This window comes from Clostridium lamae (genome assembly GCF_033043255.1).
GTDB lineage: Bacteria > Bacillota > Clostridia > Clostridiales > Clostridiaceae > Clostridium > Clostridium lamae.
This window is the reverse complement of record NZ_JASCQJ010000045.1, coordinates 1-21,660: the sequence shown is the minus strand read 5'-3', so window position 1 is coordinate 21,660 and position 21,660 is coordinate 1. Positions and strand designations below refer to the sequence as shown.

Annotated in this window: 19 protein-coding genes and 1 tRNA gene; 4 read left to right on the top strand and 16 right to left on the bottom strand. The window is 28.0% G+C overall.

Going from position 1 to position 21,660, the window contains the following annotated elements:
• Nucleotides 1–33: 33 nt before the first annotated feature.
• The 7 genes from QK892_RS15785 to QK892_RS15755 form a co-directional block, all read right to left on the bottom strand.
• Entirely contained in the window at nucleotides 34–906 is an 873-nt protein-coding gene (locus QK892_RS15785) for an SDR family oxidoreductase (RefSeq protein WP_317274514.1), read from the bottom strand.
• A gap of 113 nt (nucleotides 907–1,019) precedes the next feature.
• Nucleotides 1,020–1,916 (bottom strand): helix-turn-helix transcriptional regulator, encoded by an 897-nt coding sequence (locus QK892_RS15780; RefSeq protein WP_317274513.1) that lies wholly within the window; start codon nucleotides 1,914–1,916, stop codon nucleotides 1,020–1,022.
• 198 nt (nucleotides 1,917–2,114) lie between these two features.
• Nucleotides 2,115–2,996, bottom strand: a complete 882-nt coding sequence (locus tag QK892_RS15775) for an AraC family transcriptional regulator (RefSeq protein ID WP_317274512.1) — start codon at nucleotides 2,994–2,996, stop codon at nucleotides 2,115–2,117.
• A gap of 165 nt (nucleotides 2,997–3,161) precedes the next feature.
• Complete coding sequence (locus QK892_RS15770) at nucleotides 3,162–3,647, bottom strand: hypothetical protein (protein ID WP_317274511.1); 486 nt, start codon at nucleotides 3,645–3,647, stop codon at nucleotides 3,162–3,164.
• A gap of 26 nt (nucleotides 3,648–3,673) precedes the next feature.
• Nucleotides 3,674–4,165 (bottom strand): GNAT family N-acetyltransferase, encoded by a 492-nt coding sequence (locus QK892_RS15765; RefSeq protein WP_317274510.1) that lies wholly within the window; start codon nucleotides 4,163–4,165, stop codon nucleotides 3,674–3,676.
• Between the two features lie 107 nt (nucleotides 4,166–4,272).
• The gene (locus QK892_RS15760) at nucleotides 4,273–5,073 is read right to left on the bottom strand and encodes a class I SAM-dependent methyltransferase (protein ID WP_317274509.1); all 801 of its coding nucleotides are present in this window, start codon (nucleotides 5,071–5,073) and stop codon (nucleotides 4,273–4,275) included.
• A 132-nt stretch (nucleotides 5,074–5,205) separates the two neighbouring features.
• Nucleotides 5,206–6,144 carry a DUF561 domain-containing protein gene (locus tag QK892_RS15755; protein WP_317274508.1) on the bottom strand — a complete coding sequence of 313 codons (939 nt, stop codon included), beginning with the start codon at nucleotides 6,142–6,144 and terminating at the stop codon, nucleotides 5,206–5,208.
• Between the two features lie 388 nt (nucleotides 6,145–6,532).
• Between QK892_RS15755 and QK892_RS15750 the strand changes: the two genes are divergently transcribed.
• Nucleotides 6,533–7,612, top strand: a complete 1,080-nt coding sequence (locus QK892_RS15750) for a serine hydrolase domain-containing protein (protein ID WP_317274507.1) — start codon at nucleotides 6,533–6,535, stop codon at nucleotides 7,610–7,612.
• Nucleotides 7,613–7,739: 127 nt separating this feature from the next.
• Complete coding sequence (locus tag QK892_RS15745) at nucleotides 7,740–8,270, top strand: DUF3592 domain-containing protein (protein ID WP_317274506.1); 531 nt, start codon at nucleotides 7,740–7,742, stop codon at nucleotides 8,268–8,270.
• Between the two features lie 184 nt (nucleotides 8,271–8,454).
• Here QK892_RS15745 and QK892_RS15740 read toward each other — a convergent pair.
• Nucleotides 8,455–8,540 (bottom strand) — tRNA-Leu (locus QK892_RS15740).
• 113 nt (nucleotides 8,541–8,653) lie between these two features.
• Between QK892_RS15740 and QK892_RS15735 the strand changes: the two genes are divergently transcribed.
• The gene (locus QK892_RS15735; protein WP_317274505.1) at nucleotides 8,654–9,169 is read left to right on the top strand and encodes a deoxynucleotide monophosphate kinase family protein; all 516 of its coding nucleotides are present in this window, start codon (nucleotides 8,654–8,656) and stop codon (nucleotides 9,167–9,169) included.
• A 66-nt stretch (nucleotides 9,170–9,235) separates the two neighbouring features.
• Here QK892_RS15735 and QK892_RS15730 read toward each other — a convergent pair whose 3' ends face one another.
• From QK892_RS15730 to treP, 5 genes are all read right to left on the bottom strand, one after another.
• Nucleotides 9,236–11,032, bottom strand: a complete 1,797-nt coding sequence (locus QK892_RS15730) for an ABC transporter ATP-binding protein (protein ID WP_317274504.1) — start codon at nucleotides 11,030–11,032, stop codon at nucleotides 9,236–9,238.
• On the bottom strand, nucleotides 11,025–12,797 hold the full coding sequence (locus tag QK892_RS15725; protein ID WP_317274503.1) for an ABC transporter ATP-binding protein: 1,773 nt from the start codon (nucleotides 12,795–12,797) through the stop codon (nucleotides 11,025–11,027). Before QK892_RS15725 ends, QK892_RS15730 begins: the two co-directional genes overlap by 8 nt.
• A gap of 94 nt (nucleotides 12,798–12,891) precedes the next feature.
• The gene (locus tag QK892_RS15720; RefSeq protein ID WP_317274502.1) at nucleotides 12,892–13,326 is read right to left on the bottom strand and encodes a MarR family winged helix-turn-helix transcriptional regulator; all 435 of its coding nucleotides are present in this window, start codon (nucleotides 13,324–13,326) and stop codon (nucleotides 12,892–12,894) included.
• A gap of 186 nt (nucleotides 13,327–13,512) precedes the next feature.
• Nucleotides 13,513–15,177: an alpha,alpha-phosphotrehalase gene (gene treC, locus QK892_RS15715; protein ID WP_317274501.1), complete on the bottom strand. Its 1,665-nt coding sequence runs from the start codon at nucleotides 15,175–15,177 to the stop codon at nucleotides 13,513–13,515.
• Between the two features lie 53 nt (nucleotides 15,178–15,230).
• A complete protein-coding gene (gene treP, locus QK892_RS15710) occupies nucleotides 15,231–16,676 on the bottom strand; it encodes a PTS system trehalose-specific EIIBC component (protein WP_317274500.1) in 1,446 nt (481 codons plus the stop codon).
• 178 nt (nucleotides 16,677–16,854) lie between these two features.
• Between treP and treR the strand changes: the two genes are divergently transcribed.
• The gene (treR, locus tag QK892_RS15705) at nucleotides 16,855–17,568 is read left to right on the top strand and encodes a trehalose operon repressor (protein ID WP_317274499.1); all 714 of its coding nucleotides are present in this window, start codon (nucleotides 16,855–16,857) and stop codon (nucleotides 17,566–17,568) included.
• A 102-nt stretch (nucleotides 17,569–17,670) separates the two neighbouring features.
• On the opposite strand, the gene QK892_RS15700 is transcribed toward treR, so the two are convergent.
• The 3 genes from QK892_RS15700 to QK892_RS15690 form a co-directional block, all read right to left on the bottom strand.
• Complete coding sequence (locus QK892_RS15700) at nucleotides 17,671–18,393, bottom strand: P-loop NTPase family protein (protein WP_317274498.1); 723 nt, start codon at nucleotides 18,391–18,393, stop codon at nucleotides 17,671–17,673.
• Between the two features lie 453 nt (nucleotides 18,394–18,846).
• A complete protein-coding gene (locus QK892_RS15695) occupies nucleotides 18,847–21,000 on the bottom strand; it encodes a YhgE/Pip domain-containing protein (RefSeq protein ID WP_317274497.1) in 2,154 nt (717 codons plus the stop codon).
• Between the two features lie 65 nt (nucleotides 21,001–21,065).
• Nucleotides 21,066–21,660 (bottom strand): potassium channel family protein (locus QK892_RS15690; protein WP_317274496.1); only part of this gene is annotated, 595 nt, incomplete at its 5' end.

The window sequence follows — 21,660 nt, the reverse complement described above, 5'->3', positions numbered from 1 at the left end:
TCTCCCCTAACTTTTCTTTTATATTTAAAAAGACTATTTTATAAGTACTTTTTGCAATACATTTTCTAAATATTCTTTAAAATCCATTGACAAAGTAATTATATTTTTCATCCCACTTTCACCTTTTCCATCAATAGTAGCCTTTGTCATAAGTATAAGATTTTCTGCTGAATCTTTTGTAAATCCTGATTCTAATAAGGTTTTCTCCCACTCTTCTGGCAATATTAGCTGTAAGTTAACTTCTTTATTTAAAGTTTTCTCAAATATTTCTGCTATTTCTAATGGACTATAAGCCTTTGGACCTGTAATCTCATATACTCTTTCTTTATATTCTTCATTAACAATAACATCTGATAAAAACTTAGAAACATCTATTGGTGAAATCATTGGTAAACTCATATTAATAGGAAAGAAGGTTGGAAGAATTCCATATTCCTTAATTAAATCTATATATCCAATCCAATTGCTAAAATAATATGCTGGCCTTACAAACACCTGCTTAATATCTAAATCTAAAAATGCATTTTCTAACATATATGAAGCCATAAGATTACCAGTATTGTCTTTATTATGTGCACCCATTGATGACAACCCAACAATCTTTGTTATACTTGATGATAAAATTGCATCTCTATAATTATCTATGATTTTTTTTGTATCTATTAAAAAATTGTTACTTTCTGGATTTTCAGGAGTTAATAGAAAAACTGTTTTTCCTCCATTGAAGGCCTTTTTTAATGCATCTACATCAAAATAATCTGCAGTTACAACTTCTGCCCCAATCTTTTTTAAATTTTCAGCTTTAACTTCATCTCTAACAACCGCCCTAACTTTCTCACCTTTTTCTAATAAGTTTTGAACAAGCATAGAACCTATTTGTCCTGTTGAACCTAATATTATATTCATAATCTACCTCCAATTATATAAATAATCTATAGTCTAAAAGTTAATATTAAACTTCTATATTCAGTAACTATAGTTATATTATATACACTTTAATATGACACCATTCTGTCATATTAATATTTATTTAAAGCAGATATTAGTCTTTTTTTTATTTCCTCTCTTATATGTAAGGGTTTAAGAACTTCTATATTTTCCCCAAAAGACATTAGATATCCAAATAGCCAATCCCCTGATGGATAATCTAAATCAACTATAAAATCACCATTATCATCTAAAGAATGATTTTGAAATTCATCATATATCCTAAAGCCTAGATTCTTATTTACTCTTAATTTAAGATGTATTAATTTATTAGAATATCCTATACCTTCCTCTGAAAATAATTTATTAGGAGCAGTTCTAGTAAACTTTTCTAAAGTAGTCTTTATATTACTCATTCTTGTAAGCTTGAAGAATCTGTTATCTTCTCTTTTCTTACAATAGGCATATAAATACCATCCTTGACTTTTAAAGACTAATTTCAATGGTTCAACACTTCGCTCTAGTAATTCTCCCTTAGAATTATAATACTCAAAGGATATCAAATTTTTATTTATTATAGAGTTCTTTATAGATGTGAATTTATCTCCTAAGTCATTATTTTTATCCCAATTTGAAAAATCAACTTCTATCCAATTTTCATTATTGCCTCCTAAAAATGAACTTAATTTAGATAATGCCCCATTAAACTCATTTTGGTTAACAGCATTAAGACCTTGCATAGCTGTTAATATTTCTTTCTTTTCTTCTTGTGATAAAACTGTTTTATTTAATATAAAGTCAGATAAAAGACTTATTCCTCCACCTTTACCTTTAGTCATATAAATAGGAACCCCAGCCTGAGATAAATCTTCTATATCTCTATAAATAGTTCTTTGTGATACTTCAAAATGCTCTGCTAACTCTTTTGCCTTAACATTCTTCTTATCTAATAAAATATATATTATTTCAAATAACCTATTTCCCTTCATATTATCACCCAACCCTAATTTATTTATATTAAAAAGTGGACATATAAGAGTTCTATTCTTTAACATATATTAAAAAGACTACACTCTATAATTACTTGATAGAAATGTAGTCTAGAATATTTTATTCTCTCTATATTACATATTATATTATAAATATAATGATGTTTGTATTATAAACTCTTAGAATCTATAATATATTTACAAATTATTATTAGATTTTACTACTGGTATCCAAATTTCACTTTTAAAATCTTTTTTGCTTGTGTCTGGACCTTCATTCCAAAGTATTTCAGGACCACCTGTTGATTCATAACCTGATGTAGGAAACCATTCAGAATATATCCTAGCCCAAGTATCTTGAAGTGTATTTGGGAAATCACCTACTACTGTAAACACTGCCCATGTACTTGCTTCTACATTTAAAACACTCCATTTACCGTCTACAGACTTATTTGTAGCTACTCCAATATATTGATCTATTTTTGATCCTTCTACTCTTTCCCCATCAAAATTAGCTGATACGCATATTATTCCACTTGGTTCTATATTTGATAACTGTTTTAATTCCTTAAAATCTTCTATAGACAACCCCTCAAACATAGAATCCATTTGAGGATTTACCCCTTCATAAATAAGAGTAATCCTCTTCTTTGCACCAACAACTTTAAATCCTTCTTTTTCAACAATACGATAATTCATTTCTATTCCTCCTTGAATTTTTAATTGGAAAGTCATAGGTGGAAATGCTTTTAAGGATGCATTGCTTTCTCTTGCCTTAGATGGTGTAATCCCATGAAAGTTTCTAAAAGCCTTTGTAAATGAATCTGGTGATTCATAACCTAACATTAATGAAATATCTATAACCCTATTATTTTTATTTTGTAATAAAGTAGCTGCTAAAGTTAACCTTCTAAGTCTTATATATTCATTCAGTGACATCCCAGATAAAAATGAAAACATCCTCCTAAAATGATACTCTGAACATGCTGCTATTTGAGATAATTTCATAAAATCGATTGTTTCTATTAAATTATCTTCAATATACTTCATTGCCAAATTCATTTGTCTTAGCGAATCCATAAATATGACCTCCTTTCATAAAAAAGTATATCAAGAAGGGAATTTCTATACCCGATAGTTCTTATACGGCTTTAATCGGAATAAATATTTACATTTAAGTAGATTATAAATCTAACCTTATACTATATATAATGTACCTTTCCAATGCATATTATAACAATAAGCTCATCTATTATTCACCTTAATATTATTTAGGTGCTGCAAATGTATGCCTATATGACCAATTCCAAGAATTGATATAGCTATAATCATCCATACTACCTTCCCATATATGCCAAGAAGTAAGAATCCCATTATAGGTAAACTTGCAAGTGGAACTGGAATACCAAGAAAACTTCCGTAAAAATCTTTTAAAGTACGACTACTTCTAAAATATCTTCCCCAGCAAACTTCATATAATATCATAATACTAAAGGATGATAGTAACCAAAGGCTCCATATAGATAAATTGTTGATATTAAAGTTTGTAAATATTACTGCTAAACAACTTACAGCAAATTGACCAACTCTTTCAAATATTAATAGTATTTTATTCTCTTCTGTCATTATTTCGTTATAACCTATAGGCATATTTTTTGTCCAAATTATGTTTGGAATAAAAAGCATTAATAAATAAATCAATCCAATATAAGAAAATCCAAAACTCCCCATGTCTTACCCCTTCAAAAGTATATTATTTAATATAATTCTTTAATCATAACCTGAAAATCAGTTCTTCCCGCCTCTGCAATTCTTTCAAATGAATGAACTTTTACAAACCCTGCTCGTTTATATACTTTAATTGCTCTTTGATTAAAACTTGCCACTGTTAAACGAATCCTTTTAGCCAATAACTTATTCTTAGCAAAGTTTATTCCTTCACATAAAAATTTAAGCCCTAATCCTTGCCCACATAATATTGGTTTTATCCCTAAACCAATATCTATACTATCTTTGCAATCATAAACTCCAAATTCATTTCCTGTTGGAACCTTAGCCGACTCTCCAAAGCAATAGTAACCTATAAGATTATTTTCTTTATCAAAAGCAGAAAAATACATTTCATTAAGAATTTCATCTATGCAATCATCACTTCCATCCATGCTATACATTGTATATGGCTCATTATAAATCCATTTTGAAATTTCTTTTGCTTCTTTATAATTAATTTTCTTTATATTTAATTCCATTTTATTAATCCCACCCCCTCATTTAACTACTATATAACAATGCTATACTCAACACTTCATTTACCTCTGAAATCACAGTTTCTATAGACTCTTTCACATATGTAATTTTATTTAACTGCTATACGCATACAATATGAAAAATCTATTTCAAACTCCTTATTTTCAAATATTTTATAGATTTCATTTTTAAAACTTTGAATATCATCTTGAATTAAAGTAGGCTGTTTTTTTAATATCATCTGTGTACTACCTTGGCTTAAAATTAAATTAATATACCTTTCAGCATTGCATTTTTCCCTATTTGAAAAGAGTATTTCTCTTGCATAGTTAAAATATCCACTTTGTTCTATATTTTCAAGATGTCTATCTTTTGAATATCTAATAAATGTATCCTTTATATCAGGTGAATCAGCTTCAATCATTTTAACTTTTTTATATAAATCATTATACGCCTTATCTGCTTGCCATACTGATACTGGCGGCCAATCACAATCTATAGCTGCAAAAATACCACCTTTCTTTAATATACGATAAACTTCTTTTAATGTAGAACTAGGCTCCATCCAATGGAATGATTGAGAGCAGACAACAACATCAGTAAATTCACTTTCTAGTCCTGTATTATTGGCATATTCATTAATAAATTTAATTTTATTATTCTGTTTTTCTTTAGCTATCTTAAGCATATCTAAACTAGGTTCTATACCAATAACTTGCTCACATGAATCATTCCATACTTTTGTTGATAAGCCTGTCCCGCATCCTAAATCAACAACATTATTTGGTTTCTTACCTAGATATCTTATAATAATATCTATAGGATATTTAGGCATAGTAGGTCTAGCACTTTCATAGGTGTCAGCAAAACCAGTAAATCTATCTGCATTCTTTTTCATTTCTTTATTCATAACAGTTTCCTTCCATAAACTAACATATTAAATAAAATATACCCTATTTCTATAAATAATAAAGGTGCTGTTGCAACAGCTCCCTTGTTTTATAGACTCTTAAATTTTAATTTAAAATTCCTTGATTAGTACTTATCTAAGCTTTATTTTTCCTATGGAATTAAACACTTCATCGGCCTCTGAAAGCATAGATTCTATAGTTTCTTCCACAGATGTAATTTTATTTATAATCCCTGAAATTTGACCTGTCATTACAGATCCATTTTCCATATCACCATCTATAGCTGCTTTCCTAAGTGCTCCTGTTCCTAACTCTTCAAACTCATCTCTACTAGCCGCCTTTTTTTCTAACTCTAAGAACTTTATTGTCATAGGATTTTTTATCCCTCTTACAGGTGCTCCTAGTGTTCTACCTGTAACTACAGTATCTGCATCTCCACAGTTTAAAATTGCATTTTTAAAATTCTCATGAACAGGACACTCATATGTTGCTATAAATCTAGTCCCCACTTGAACTCCTTGTGCTCCTAATGCAAATGCAGCTGCTATTCCTCTTCCATCTGCTATTCCACCTGCTGCCACTACTGGAATATTAACAGCATCAACAATTTGTGGAACTAGAGCTAAAGTAGTGCTCTCCCCTACATGTCCACCTGCTTCTGTCCCTTCTGCTACTAATGCATCAGCACCTATTGCTTCCATTTTCTTAGCAATCTTTACATTCGGTATTACTGGTATAACAATTATTCCAGCTTCCTTCCACATATTCATATATGGTGCTGGTGATCCTGCTCCTGTTGTAACCACTTTAACATTTTCTTCAACAACAATTCTTGCTATTTCCTCTTTATCTGGATGCATGAGCATTACATTTACTCCAAAAGGCTTGTCTGTCAATTCTTTGCACCTTCTAATTTCTTCTCTTATTCTCTCTGGTGTAAAACCTCCACTAGCAATAACTCCTAAGCCACCTGCATTAGATACTGCTGAAGCTAGGTCAGCTGTTGCAATTTGAGCCATAGCTCCTTGAATTATAGGATATTTAATTCCTAATACTTTTGTTAATTTCATTTGTTTTCCTCCCATTCTTCCATAAACCCATTATACAAAGAAATCTATCCTCTTTTTCTATGTAGACCTTATATATACAATATAATTCAGAGTTTATGTAATATTCATAAAATTAACTTAATTATACCATAAAGTTCTATTATTAATTTTAAGTAAATATTGAAATGTTTAATTTTATTAATACTCATATAATATTCACATATTTGTACTTGGAGGTTAAATATGGACTGTATAATACGCGAAATAAAAAAATCTAAATATCAATAACTAAATAAATTGTGATATAACTTCTAAATTCAGGTAATATATTGAAAATTAGTGATATATTTATATTAATAACTAATTACAAAATAGTAATTTATATTGGAGTTGTATTGGAGTGAAAAAAATGATTTTAAAAGTTATTTTAATTTTGTTAGGAATAGTTATTTTAATTGGAATAATAATATTTATCTACAAAATCTATCAATTAAATCAGTTAGGGAATATGAGTTCAAATGATATGATAAAATACGTAACTAAAGATGATGATAATACTAAAATTTCCGTAGCTATAATAAAAGATGGAGAAATAGATTATAAAACTTATGGTAAAGATGGAAAACAAGAAGATTATACAAAATATGATTATGAAATTGGCTCAATTAGTAAAACTTTCGTATCTCTAATTCTTTCAAAGGCTATAAGTGAAAACAAAATAAGTATTACCGATTCTATTAGTAAATATTTAGATATTGATAAAGATAAGTATTATCCTACAATAGAAAGACTTATAACTCATACTTCCGGCTATAAATCCTATTATTTTGATAAACAAATGATAAATAATCAATTTAGTGAAGATAATGATTTTTATGGTATTAGCAAAGAAAATATACTAAACTCAGTAAAAAATATTGATTTAGAAAATAAAGATTATAAATTTAAATATTCAAATTTTGGCATTTCTGTTATAGGACTAGTTTTAGAAAAAGTTTATAACAAAGACTTTGTTACTCTAATGAACGAGTTTATTGTGAATGATTTAAATCTTGAAAATACAAAAGTTGCTACTTGCAATGGAAATTTAAAAGGTTATTGGAACTGGAAGCAAGATGATGGATATATTCCAGCAGGAGCAATCATCTCTAATATAGAAGATATGGCAAAATATTTAGATTTATATATGGCTTCAAATACAGATTATATAAATAATACTAGCAAAGAATTCAAAGCTATAAATTCTAATAATTTTATGTATGAAAAAATGAATATAAATATGGATAAAATAGGAATGGCTTGGATTATTGACACAAAAAATAATATTATCTGGCATAACGGAGGAACGAGTAATTTTAATAGCTATATTGCATTTAATAAAAAAAAGAAGATTGGAGTAGTTATTCTTTCAAATATCTCCCCTTCAAAAAAAATACCTATGACTGCCATAGGTGCGAAAATAATGACCGAACTAAGTCACAAATCGTGAATCATAGGTAAAGTATCTTTATATTGATTACTAATAATAAAAAGTGATTGCATATTAAGTTTATTTTATTGTAAGGATAAATTTTGTAATTATATGTTAAAATTGTTATAGAAAGGTGGGAGGATTTATGAAAACAAGCATTTTATTTTTTCTTATATTTTTTATTGAAGGGATAATTTTTTTGATATTAACACTATTTTTTAAGAATAGAGATAAGAATATTTTAGAAAGAGCTAATCAAATTGTAATTGGTAAAGTTACTAAGTACACATTATTGGGTAACAAAGGTGTATACTATCCTATCGTTGAATATATTGTAAATGATGTAACTTATAATCAACGTTTAAAATATAGCTGGATTATTACTAAATCATCATCATTTAAGAATATTAATCCAGAAATTGAAAATAACTTTTTAGACACCAATTTAGTTATTAGTAAAAATGCTCATGTTTCTAGAAATATATTAATAGATAAATTTCCAATAGGCAGTGAATTAGCCGTTTATTATAACCCAAGCAATCCAAAAGAAAGTTATGTTTTAAGATTTACCAAAAATCCTTGTATAAAAATTTTTTTAATAGTAAGTATATTATTTATTTCTTTATCATTTATTGGTTTAGTGCTATTACCAAATAACTTAATTTCCTTAAAGTAAAAAATAGATAAATAGCATATTCGTTGCTCCGTCGCATACGCTCCAAGTCGCACTCATATGCTATTTATCTATTTGTACACTGAAGGAAGGAATTTATAAAAAGTTATTCACATGGTAATCTTTTTATAAATTCCTGAAAAGTAAAAAAAAACTGTTTCAAGTATTAATTGAAACAGTTTTTTTATGGTGCAGATGGCGGGACTTGAACCCGCACGAGGATTCCCCCGTCACCCCCTCAAGATGATGCGTCTGCCATTCCGCCACATCTGCAAATCTATAATATATATTTTAATTTATTATATTATATTTTTCAATATATAATTATTATATTATGTTATAATCTTTAAGGAAAATTAATATCAAAAGAAAAGGAGATGCTATTAATGAAATGCATATCAATTTCTGGCCCTGCTGGACATGGTAAAGACACACTTGCAAATAAGCTTGAAAATATTCTTGAGGCTAATGGGAAAAGAGTATTTATAATTCATTATGCGGACTATTTAAAAATGGTGGCTACCCAAGTTTATAATTGGAATGGCCTTAAGGATGAAGTTGGAAGAGATATACTTCAAAAATTAGGTGACAAAATGAGAACTCAAGATGAATTGTTTGTAATCAATGAGCTACTTAGAATACTTAACCTAGTTAAAGATGATTTTGATATTGCTATCATTCCAGATGCAAGATTCCCAAGAGAAATAGAATGTTTAAAAAATATAGGAAGAACAATATCAATTCATATTACTAGAGTTGATTATAAAAATAATTTAACATCTGAGCAAAATAATCATTCAACAGAAAGAGCTCTAGATGATTATTCTTATGATTATGATATTATTACATACACAGATAAAGAAATATCAGAAATAGACTTAATTATTAAAGATATTTTATAAAAAATAAAGGGAGTATATTTAAAGATATAAATATACTCCTTTACTTAATTCTATCTATTAATTACTTTATTCTTCATAAGATTCAAACTGACTATTATAAAGGTCAGCATAGAATCCACCCTTTTCAAGTAATTCTACATGATTTCCACTTTCAATAACATCTCCGTCATTCATTACTAATATTAAATCTGCATTTTTGATAGTAGATAATCTATGGGCAATAACAAATGATGTTCTACCAACAGTAAGCTTATCCATAGCTTCTTGAATTAATATTTCCGTTCTTGTATCTACTGAACTTGTTGCTTCATCTAATATTAGAAGAGGAGCATTTTCAATCATAGCTCTTGCTATCGTTATAAGTTGCTTTTGTCCAGCTGAAAGATTTGTCTTATCATCTAATATAGTGTCGTAACCATGAGGTAAAGTCATTATAAAGTGATGAATTCCAACTGCTTTACAAGCTTTAATTATCTCTTCATCTGACACACCTTTTTTGTTATAAACTATATTATCTCTTACTGTACTCTCAAATAACCAAGTATCTTGAAGTACCATGCAGAATAAATCATGAACATTTTCTCTTGTAATAGTTTTAGTATCCACACCATCTATTAATATTTGTCCTGAGTTTAATTCATAAAATCTCATAAGTAAATTCACTATAGTAGTTTTACCAGCCCCTGTTGGTCCAACTATGGCAACCTTTTGACCGGCTTTAGTCTTAACTGAAAAATTCTTTATTATCATTTTATCTGGATCATATCCAAATCTAACATTTTTAAACTCAACATTTCCCTTAACATTTTCTAAAACTTTTATCTTATTTGACTCATCTTCAAGTTCCTTTTCAGCTAAGAAATCGAATACTCTCTCTGATGCTGCTGCTGCAGATTGTAAACTTGTTGCTGCTTGACCTAGTTGTGATAATGGTTGAGTAAATAATCTTATATATATCATAAAGGCTACTATAACACCAAATTCTATTTTACCATTAAAGGCAAGAGTAGCACCAACTACACAAACTGCTACATATCCAAGGTTTCCTACAAAAGCCATAACTGGCATCATAAGTCCTGATAAGAATTGTGCGTTTCTAGCACTTTCATATAGTCTAGTATTAGTTTCTTCAAACTTATCTATAGCACTTTTTTCACCATTATAAACTTTAACTATATTATGAGCAGAGTATATTTCTTCAATATGCCCATTTATTTTTCCAAGTTCTTTTTGTTGAGAAGAGAAGTATTTTTGTGATTTGCCCATTATAAGTATCATAAGAGCAAAACCAATAATTGTAGCTACTATAGCAGCTATGCTCATTAAAATATTTGTTTTAAACATCATTATTAATGAACCAGCAAATAAAATTATAGATGAAACTAAAGTTCCAATACTTTGGTTCATACTTTGTCCAATTGTATCAACATCATTAGTTACACGACTTAAAATATCTCCATGACTAGTTGAATCAAAATACTTTAATGGAAGCTTATTCATTTTTTCTGAAATATCTTTACGTAACTTATTAGCTATCTTTTGAGTTACTGTTGTTAATATAAATTGTTGACCATAAGAAAGTAATGAACCTGATAAATAGAATACTACTAATATCATACCTATTCTACTAACTTCACTTAAATCAATTTCAGTCATTATGCCTTGCATAATTAAATTTGTTATTTCTCTCACTTTATCAGGCCCTAATATTGTAAATACCGTTCCTCCTATAGCGCATATAACAGCTATTATCATCAATGCTATATAGGAATTTGAGTACTTTAAAAGTTTAATCCATGTTCCTTTTAAATCTTTTGCTTTTTGTTGTTTGCCTCCCATTGCTGGTGCACCATGTCTATTCATCTTCAAGCTCCTCCTTTGAAAGTTGTGAGTATGCTATTTCTTTATACACTTCACAAGTTTTTAGAAGTTCCTTATGTTTGCCTATTCCAACTATTTTTCCTTCATCTAATACAACTATCTTATCCGCTTCTTTAATTGTACCAATTCTTTGAGCAACGATAAGTTTAGTTACACCATTAGTTTCCTTATTTAATACTGATCTTAATACTCTATCAGTTCTATAGTCTAAAGCAGAGAATGAATCATCAAAAATATAGATTTCAGGATCTCTATGAATAGCTCTAGCTATTGATAAACGTTGTTTTTGCCCCCCTGAAAGATTTGTTCCTCCTTGAGAAACTTTACTTTCATATTGCTTTTCAAGTTTTTCTACAAAATCTTTCCCTTGAGCAATTGCAACAGCTTTCTTAACTGATTCTATTCCTTGTTTTTGCTTTCCATTATCTCCATAAGAAACGTTTGATTCTACAGTTCCACTAAACATTGTTGTTTTTTGTGAAACATATCCAAATTTATTTGTTAAATAATTCTTATCATATTCTTTTACATTTACTCCATTAACTAATACTTCACCTGAAGTTACATCGTAAAATCTTGAGATTAAGTTAATTAATGTTGATTTACCTGAACCTGTTGATCCTATAAATGCTACAGTTTCACCTTTATTCACTTTAAAGCTTATATTTTCTAAAACATAATCAGTTGAAACATCTGCATCTGGATATTTAAAGCTAACGTTTTTAAATTCAATTTCACCAACGCTATTTTTTTCATCTGATGTACGTGTTCCATTTTTTATTGTAAGTGGAGTTTCTAATACTTCATTAATACGATTAGCCGCTACTTGTGCTCTAGGCAGCATTATAAATACTATTACTAACATCATAAATGCCATAACTACTTGTATTGCATAAGAAGAGAACACTATCATGTCACTAAATACATTAACTCTATCCATTCCAGCAGCATTATTTATTAAATAAGCTCCTATCCAATAAATAGCTAGTGTTAAACCACTCATTATTATTTGAATTGAAGGCATTAACATCCCCATAGTTCTTCCTATAAACAAATTAGTTTTTGTTATTGTATTATTTGCATCTTTAAATTTATTTTCTTGATATTCTTCTGCATTATAAGCTCTAACTACTCTAATTCCTGTTAGATTTTCTCTTGAAACTCTATTTAAATTATCTGTTAGAATTTGTATTATTTTAAACTTAGGTAATGCTAATGAAAATACTATTGTTACAACTAAAATTAATGCAACTACACCTACTACAGTTGCTGTTGTCCATTGCCAACTTTTACTTGAAATTTTTGTTATAGCCCAAATAGCTGTTATTGGTGCTTTGATTATAACTTGAAGTCCCATAGCTATTATTGTTTGAATTTGTGTTATATCATTTGTTGAACGAGTTATTAAACTAGGAATAGAAAATTTATTTATTTCATTCATTGAAAATGATTCAACTTTTCTAAATACATTAGAACGTAAAGTTCTTGAAAGTCCAGCTGCTATGCCAGAAATAAAATATCCAACTATAACAGTTGCTATTAAACTACCAAATGCACATAAAAGCATGAATCCTCCAGCCTTCAAGATTTCAGACATTTCAGATCCTGGAGTTTGTACTAGCTTTGTTATATCTGACATATAATCAGGTAGTTTTAAATCAAGCCAAACTTGAATTACTATAAACACTAAGCTAATTAATATAAATAACCAGTCTTTTGATTTTAAATACTTAAATATTTTTAACATGTTTTTTCTCCTTTTATTGTTTTACTAACATATAGTATTTATATTATTGTTAGGTACCTTATTGTAAGGTGCCTAACTATTTTAACTAAAAAATCTATTCAATATTCTTTTTTAGTTTATTAATGATATCAATAAACTTATCTAGGTCTTCATCTGATATACCTTTTGTTATTTTATCTTCAAAATCATCCATTGCTTTTATAATATGGATATTAATTCTTTCACCGAATTCAGTAAGAACTATTTTTTTCAGTCTTGCATCATCAGGTACACTTTCTCTTTTGATTAAATTATTTTTTTCCATTGATTGAAGAATCCCAGTAACTGTAGATCTTCTTATAGTGAAAATCTCTTCAATATCCCTTTGGAATATATCTTTGTCTTTATTATTACTAAGGTAATTAATAATCATTCCTTGAATTTCAGAAAATTGATCACACTTAGCATTTACTGCTGATTTATAGATACATCTCTTAATAAGATTTGATATACTCCTTAACTCATAAATAACCATATTTTTCTTATTCATAAAATTCCCTCTTTTATTACATAATAGGTGAATTATAGACTTTATTTTCAACTAAGTCAATATTAAAGGCTTTTATATTTAATTATAATTTAGTTTAGAAATTCAATTATATTAAATAAATTATTAATATACAAAAAAATAAAGAAGTAATTATCAAATCAATTACTTCTTTCATTCTTTAATTTTTTAATTATTTAATTCTAATACTATTGCTCCATATGGTGCTAAAAATAAATTTTCTTCTTGGAATTTATTTTCATCTGAATTACTTAAAATAGTATTATAGCCTGAAATTTGAATGTCTTTTAAAGATGCCATTGTCTTTTCTCCATAAAAATTGCAAACAACTAATATTTTCTTCCCATTTAATTCTCTAATATAAGCTATTATCTTTGAATGCTCTTCTAATATAGGAATAAATTTTCCTTCAGAAATTATTTTATTATTTTTTCTTAACTCTACTAGTTTCTTATAATAATCTAATATTGAATTATCTTTAGCTCTCTCTAATTCAACATTGATTTCATTGTAGTTATCAGCTACTTTTATCCAAGGAGTTCCAGTTGTAAACCCTGCTTCTTTTTCATTATTCCATTGCATAGGTGTTCTAGAGTTATCTCTTGATCTATTCTTTAATACATCTAGTACCTTTTCTTTTTCAATTCCATTTTCTAATAAAATATTATAAGCATTTATAGATTCTACATCTTTATAATCCTCGATATCATTAAAGTTCGGATTAGTCATTCCTATTTCTTCACCTTGATAAATATAAGGAGTCCCTCTCATTAAATGTATTGTAGTTGCTAACATTTTTGATGATTCTTCTCTATATAAACTATCATTTCCAAATCTAGATACTATTCTTGGTTGATCATGGTTACACCAAAACAATGCATTCCATCCATTTCCTTTTTCCATTTCAACTTGCCATTCAAATAATAATTTTTTTAACATATCAAAATCAAAAGGAGCTAATTTCCATTTATCCCCTTGAGGATAATCTACTTTTAAATGATGAAAATTAAAAGTCATGTCTAACTCTTCATTCTCTGGATTAGTATATCTTATACAATTATCTATTGTAGTGGAAGACATTTCTCCTACTGTCATAATTCCCTCATACTTTGAGAAAACTTCTTTATTCATTAAATTTAAATATTCATGTATCTTAGGACCATCTGTATAAAATCTTCTACCATCTCTAGTAGCTGATGTAAAATCATCATCTAAAAATCTTGTATCCTTAGATAAAAGATTAACAACATCTAATCTAAATCCATCTACACCTAAATCTAACCAAAATCTCATCATTTTAAATATTTCTTCTCTAAGATTAGGGTTTTCCCAATTTAAATCGGCTTGAGTAACATCAAATAAATGTAAATAATGTTTATCTAGGCTTTCAACATACTCCCAAGCTGAACCCCCGAACTTAGACTGCCAATTATTAGCTTTATCTCTCCAAATATAAAAATCATGATATGGGCTATTAACATCCTTAATCGCTTCCTTAAACCAATGATGTTCAGTTGATGTATGATTTACAACCATATCTAAAACTAATTTCATATCTCTTTTATGGGTTTCTTCTAATAATCTTTTAAAATCATCCATATCGCCAAACATAGGATCTATATTATAATAATCTGCTATATCATATCCATTATCATTTTGAGGTGATACATATATAGGTGTAAGCCATAATACCTTCACCCCTAAATCTTTTAAGTAATCTAATTCTTCTATTATTCCAACTAAATCTCCGATTCCATCTCCATCGCTATCCTTAAAACTCTTAGGATATATTTGATAAACAACTGCTGATTTCCACCAATTATTATTATTCAATTTATTCACCTCTTAAATTTATGGAGCTGTCATAAACAGCTCCAATTATTTTTCTATTCTTCAGTTTCTATTTCTTCAACATTTGCTCCAAATTTCTTATTGAATATAAATGTCAATACTATAGGAACTATAACAGCTACTGCCATTGCTATTATAAATGGTACCCAATATTGAGGTTGAATAGCTAAGAATCCAGGCAATCCACCTATACCTATTGAATTAGCTAATACTCCTGATAATATTGAAACTATTGCTGCAGCTGCTGATCCAATTATAGCTGCTATAAATGGGAATTTATATTTTAAATTAATACCAAACATCGCTGGTTCAGTAACACCTAACCATGCAGATATACCTGCTGATGCTGCTATAGATTTTATCTTCGCATTCTTTTTATATATTATTAACATTGCTACTGCTGAAGCACCTTGTGCAATATTGCTTAATGCAATAAGTGGCCATATCATAGTTCCACCATTCGCTATTAATTGTAAATCTACAGCAATAAATGTATGATGTAGTCCTGTAATAACCAATGGTGCATAAAGTAATCCAAAGATTATTGCTCCAAATATCTTAAATGGACCAGTTAATAAGTAGTTAAAGATAAATGCAACGTAATTACCAAGTTCTCTTGCAATTGGTCCTATTATTATATACGACAATAAAAGTGTAACTAAAAGAGTTGTAAATGGAATTACAATCATCTTTAATACATCTGGTATAACCTTCTTAAGTGAAAGCTCAATTTTAGTTAATACAATACCAGATAACATTGCTGGAATTACTTGAGCTTGATATCCAACCTTATCTATTGTAAACCATCCAAAATTCCAAAATGGAACTGCTCCGTTTTGTACTGCTTCTGCATAACCATAGGCATTTAATAATTGTGGTGATACTAATGTGATTCCTAGAATTATACCAAGAATTTCTGAACCACCAAATTTCTTAACTGTTGACCATGTTACTGCCACAGGTAAGAAGTGGAATATAGCTTCACCTAATATCCACAAGAAGCTATGAATCTCTGCTAATATTGGATGTAATGAAGTTAAAGTTTGTGTTCCATCACCAAATATAGCTAAGTCCCCAATAACATTTCTAAAGCCTAAAATAAGACCTCCTGTAATAATAGCTGGTAAAATAGGAATAAATATTTCAGCAAGTCCAGCAATAGTTCTTTGAAGTAAAGACATATTCTTTTGAGCAGCCTTTTTAACTTCTTCCTTTGATTGCACTTTCAATCCTGCCACTTCAACTAAATCATTATAAAAAGCTTGTACATTATTTCCAATTATAACTTGGAATTGACCTGCGTTCATAAAAGTTCCTTTAACGCTTGGTAATTTTTCGATTTCCTTTGCCTTCTCCTTAGCAACTTTTTCGTCTTTTAAAACGAATCTTAGTCTAGTTACACAGTGACTTGCACTTGCAATATTCTCTTTCCCACCTATAAGCTCTAATAAGTCTAAAGCCTCTTGTTTAAAAGTTACCATCTTTATCTCCCCTTAATACTTATTTATAATTCAATCATTGTTTACGATTTCATTATATCTTGTTTAAACAAGTGTGTCAATAGTTGTTTAAACAAGTTTGTTTTACTTTTTCTATTATATTTTTACCTTTAATGCTATAATAATTCTATACAACGGTTCGAAGGAGATTTTATCTTAAATGAAAATGGTGAAATATACAGAAATATACGATTATATAAAAAATAAAATTTTAAGTGATGAATATAAAGCTGGTGAAAAACTACCTTCTGAAAATGAATTAACTTCTTTATTTGGTGTTAGTAGAAATACCGTTAGAAGGGCTATAAATCAATTATCATTTGAAGGGTTGGTCGCTAGCGTACATGGAAAAGGTGTATTTGTTTTAGAAAAGCAGCAACTTAAATTTTTAGTTGGTGGCTTACAAAGTTTTAAAGAAGCTTCATTAAATAATAATATAAGTTACTTAACTAATGTTAATAGTTTTCAGGAAATTATAATAGATGAGAAACTTTCAAAGAAAACTGGTTTTGCTTTAGGATCAAAAGTCTTCTATGTAGAAAGGACTAGAATTATAGATGAAGAAGAAAGTATATTAGATATAAATTACTTTTTAAAAGATGTAATTAAAAATCTAACTGAAGATATTGCAAGCAATTCAATTTATGATTATATAGAAAATAACCTTAATTTAAAAATTGCAGGAGCTCAAAAAATAGTTTCTGTAGAAGATGTTAGCAAACTAGATAAAAAACTTCTAAAGCTAAAAGGATATAACTTAGTTGCTATAATTAAAAACTATGTTTATCTAGAAGATGGAACATTATTTGAATACACAGAGTCACGACATAGACCAGATAAATTTACATTTTCTACATATGCAAAAAGATTATAAATACATACTTATATATGGCGATTATAGTAAAATATTGAAATTACCAACTAAAAAATACCGTTTATTCTTTATTAGATAATACGGTATTTCTTTTATTTAATATTAATAATTATATTCACCAGTTTTATATATAAAACTCTTAATCTTTTTATGTGTTTCATACCAATCATCAAATGGATTTTCAATTATAATTTTATCTATATCTAGATTATTTAAAATAGATAATTCTATTTCCTGTCTCGCCTTTAAGCATTCTACATATCCATGAAAACCTTCATATCCAGAACTTTTACCATATCCCTGTAAAGTATGATATTTAATCACTTCATTAAGCCATTTCTCTTCTCTCTCTTTTGAAACCTCTTGTATACGCTCTTTTATATTGGTATTTTTAAGATATATTACTACTGGGTTAAGCTCTTCAATAAGTTTATAAATATTAACTATATAATTATTAATATCTTCAAATTTCATATTAAATCTCATCATTGTTTCACAAAGTGGATTTTGCAAAAAACAGCAATCAAACACATAGATATTTTCATTACTCTTTGCTATTTTATTAAACTCTTCCCACTTATTAAGCATTATAGGATATTCCTTGTCCCACGGGAGCATATCATATATCTTATATTCAATTATCTTATTAAACAACTCACCTTTAATATTATCTAATGCAATCACATACCCATTATTTTTATGCTCTGAATTACTTAATAATATAACTTTTTCAGCATCTGAAAATCTCTCTAAATCATCATTTGTTATATAAGCATGAAAATTATAATCTGCTAGATGATTAGATGTTCCCTCTGGAAATATCATACCTTTTCCCCTAATTTACTTATTATGCTTGATATAAATTCACTAGTAGATGTTTTTCCAGTACAAGGTACACCCTCTACTATAAATAAGCGATTTTTCATAATTATGACCTCCAAATAGGCTTACTTATCTTAATATATATAATTTTTCATTTTATAATATTCAACAAATACTTCTAACTTTACATTTTCAACAGCCGAAGATATTAAATACTGAATTTATTAATGAAAGAATTATAAAATTAAGGAATGAAAAAATTAAGGTGAAAAATCCTTAAGGATTTTTGAATAATAGTGTTTTTCACAATTCAACTTAAGTTTTGCAAAGTAAAACCTCCTTAATTCTTTCATTTTTCATTAATTCTACATTCTTTCATTCTTTCATTCTTTCATTCTTTCATTCTTTCATTCTTTCATTAATTATGCATTATTCATTACGCATTCTGCATTCCCTCTAGTGTCCCATCAGTCCACTTTCATTTAGCTTTTCTATAAATTTCTTGCTAAATTTATTAATAGGTCCCTTTAATAATAATCCTATTAATATAAACACTATTCCGTAACTTAAAAGCATAATTAGATCTCTAATTAAGTTTGATTTAACAACTCCTGCAACTGCTTCCCTCATTGCTGAAATTGAATATGTAAATGGCAATAGTGGATTTACTCTTTTAAAGAAACTCGGCATTACTTCTATTGGAAATGTTCCACCAGAACCTGCTACTTGTATAACTAAAAGTATTACGGCTATAGCCTTCCCTACATTGCCAAAAATAGAAACTAAGGTATAAACTATCAAAACAAATATTATGCTGCTTAAAAGGCTTATTCCTATAAATAACCACTTATTTAAAACATAACATTTTAATAAATAAATATCTCCTAAAGTCAAAATCAATGTTTGACATATTCCTATAACTCCAAAGGTCAATAGCTTTCCAAAATACTTTTCATAGGGTTTAAAGACTATTTTTTCTTTAAATCCGTGTGGCTCTGTAGTTAATAAGGAAACTAAAATTAATGCTCCTACCCATAAAGCAAGTGTTGAATAAAATGGTGACATTGCTGATCCATAATTAGGAATGGAAAATAAAATCTCCTCTTTAATATCAACAGGACTTCCTAAAAATTTGCTTACAGCTTCCCAATCATTTTCTAGTAAAGATAATAACTTATCTATTGTCTCTTCATTATTTATAGACGATAATTTAGTAGAGATATCATTCAAACTTGCTTTAATAATTGGCATTTCATTATTTAACTTCTCTATATCATCCTTACCAAGCTTCAGTGCATTGTTTAAATTATCTAACAAGCTATTTATATCTGGAATTGCTGAATTTGCTTCATCCAAAAGCTTAATGCTATTATCTGATATACTAGTTAGCTGATCTATAGCATTATTAATAGCAGGAATATATGTAGAATCGTAGTTATTTATTATATTAGAAACTATATTTTTATTGTCTTCAATTAATGACTTAAGATTTTGAAGTTTACTTTTATCAATAGGTTTAGCATTATTAACTACATCACTAACTTGTTTTATTATATCTATCGATGAGTTTAACTTAGTACTTGCCGAAGTTAATCCACTTACTACGTCTTTTAAATTATCATTAAACTTAGATAATGGTTGTAAAGACTTTACTATTCCATTGATTCTATCGTTTATTTCACCAATCTTAACGCTAAGATTATCAAGCCCATTTAGAATCGAATCTTTATCTATATTTATATTAATAACAGTATCTATCAGTCCTTCTAAATTATTAAGCCCTGTATTTATAAACTCTAAATCAGACTTAATAACTGGTGCCACATCTCCCAATGCTTCCTTCGATTTCTGTAGAGCACTTTTAGTATCAACTAATAAGTTATTACTAGAATTTAATGTATCTTGTAATAATGGTATGTTCTCCTTAGCCTTAGAAATTAAATCCTCTGCCTTAGCACTTCCATCATTCAATTCATTTATTATGCTCTCTATTTCAGGAATTTTATTATTTAATTCAATAACTCCATTCATTAGTTTCAATATCTTATCTTTTGAACCTTCAATACTTACACCTATCTCATTAAAGACCATAAATATTAATCCATCTACTGTTTCGATTATATTACTATCAACTTGAGATTTTATAGTAGTAATACCTTTATCAGTAATTTTAGGTGCAATAGCATTGCTTTTTTCATTTACTTTATATACTAAAGTTGGTCTTTTAATTTCATTATTTACTATTGATAATGTTTCACTTGTGAATTCTTCAGGAATTATTATTGTTGCATAATATTTCCCCTCTTCAACTCCACTATTCCCCTCTTCTTCAGAAACAAATTCCCACCCTAAAGCTGTATTTTCTTTAAGCTTTTCTACAAGTTCATCTCCTACATTAATGACCTTATCTTGGAGGTTTCCTCCATTATCTTTATTGACTATGGCTACCTTTATTCCGCCTGTATTCCCATAAGGATCCCAACATGCTCTGATATTAAACCAAGCATATAAGGATGGCAATATCATAAGGCCTACAATAATAACTAAAACAACCCAATTTTTTATTATACTTTTAATATCTCTCAAAAATATCTTCAATATATTCTTCATTTTATCCTCCATATAAGGCTTCTCTTTCGTAATAACTATATTTTTCACTTAAAATAATAAAAATATTAAAGATTTTTATTATTTTCCTTTAAAACCCTTAATGTTTTATATATATTGTCAAGTTCTTCATCAGAGATATTATCTAAGTTATCTATTCTTTTCTTAATACTTTCAATAGTTTCATCCTTAAAACTTCTTCTCCTTACTTTTCTTATATCCTTATTAATTGTATAAGCAGCAATGGTGCTAGTTGTTACCCCTATAAATCCTATACCAAAAATCATCAGTATTATAGCTACTAATCTTCCAAGCTTAGTAGTCAATAATATATCTCCATATCCTACAGTAGTAAATGTCACAAAGCTCCACCATATTGCATCCCCAAATGACATTTCTTCTAATAAAGCTATTATTACTGCTCCTAATACTATTATTATTGTTGTTATAATTAATAAATAATTGAATTTATTAACCTTTACCGCTTCTCTAATTTTATTTTTGAATTTTATAACTAAAATAAATAAAACTATTAATTTCATTATCTTTAATTCTATGTTTATATCTACTATTCTTCCTAAATTTAAATTCAAAATAATTTGTCTAATTAATATGATAGGAAACATAGATAGAAAATCTATAATATTGTTTAATATAAATCTT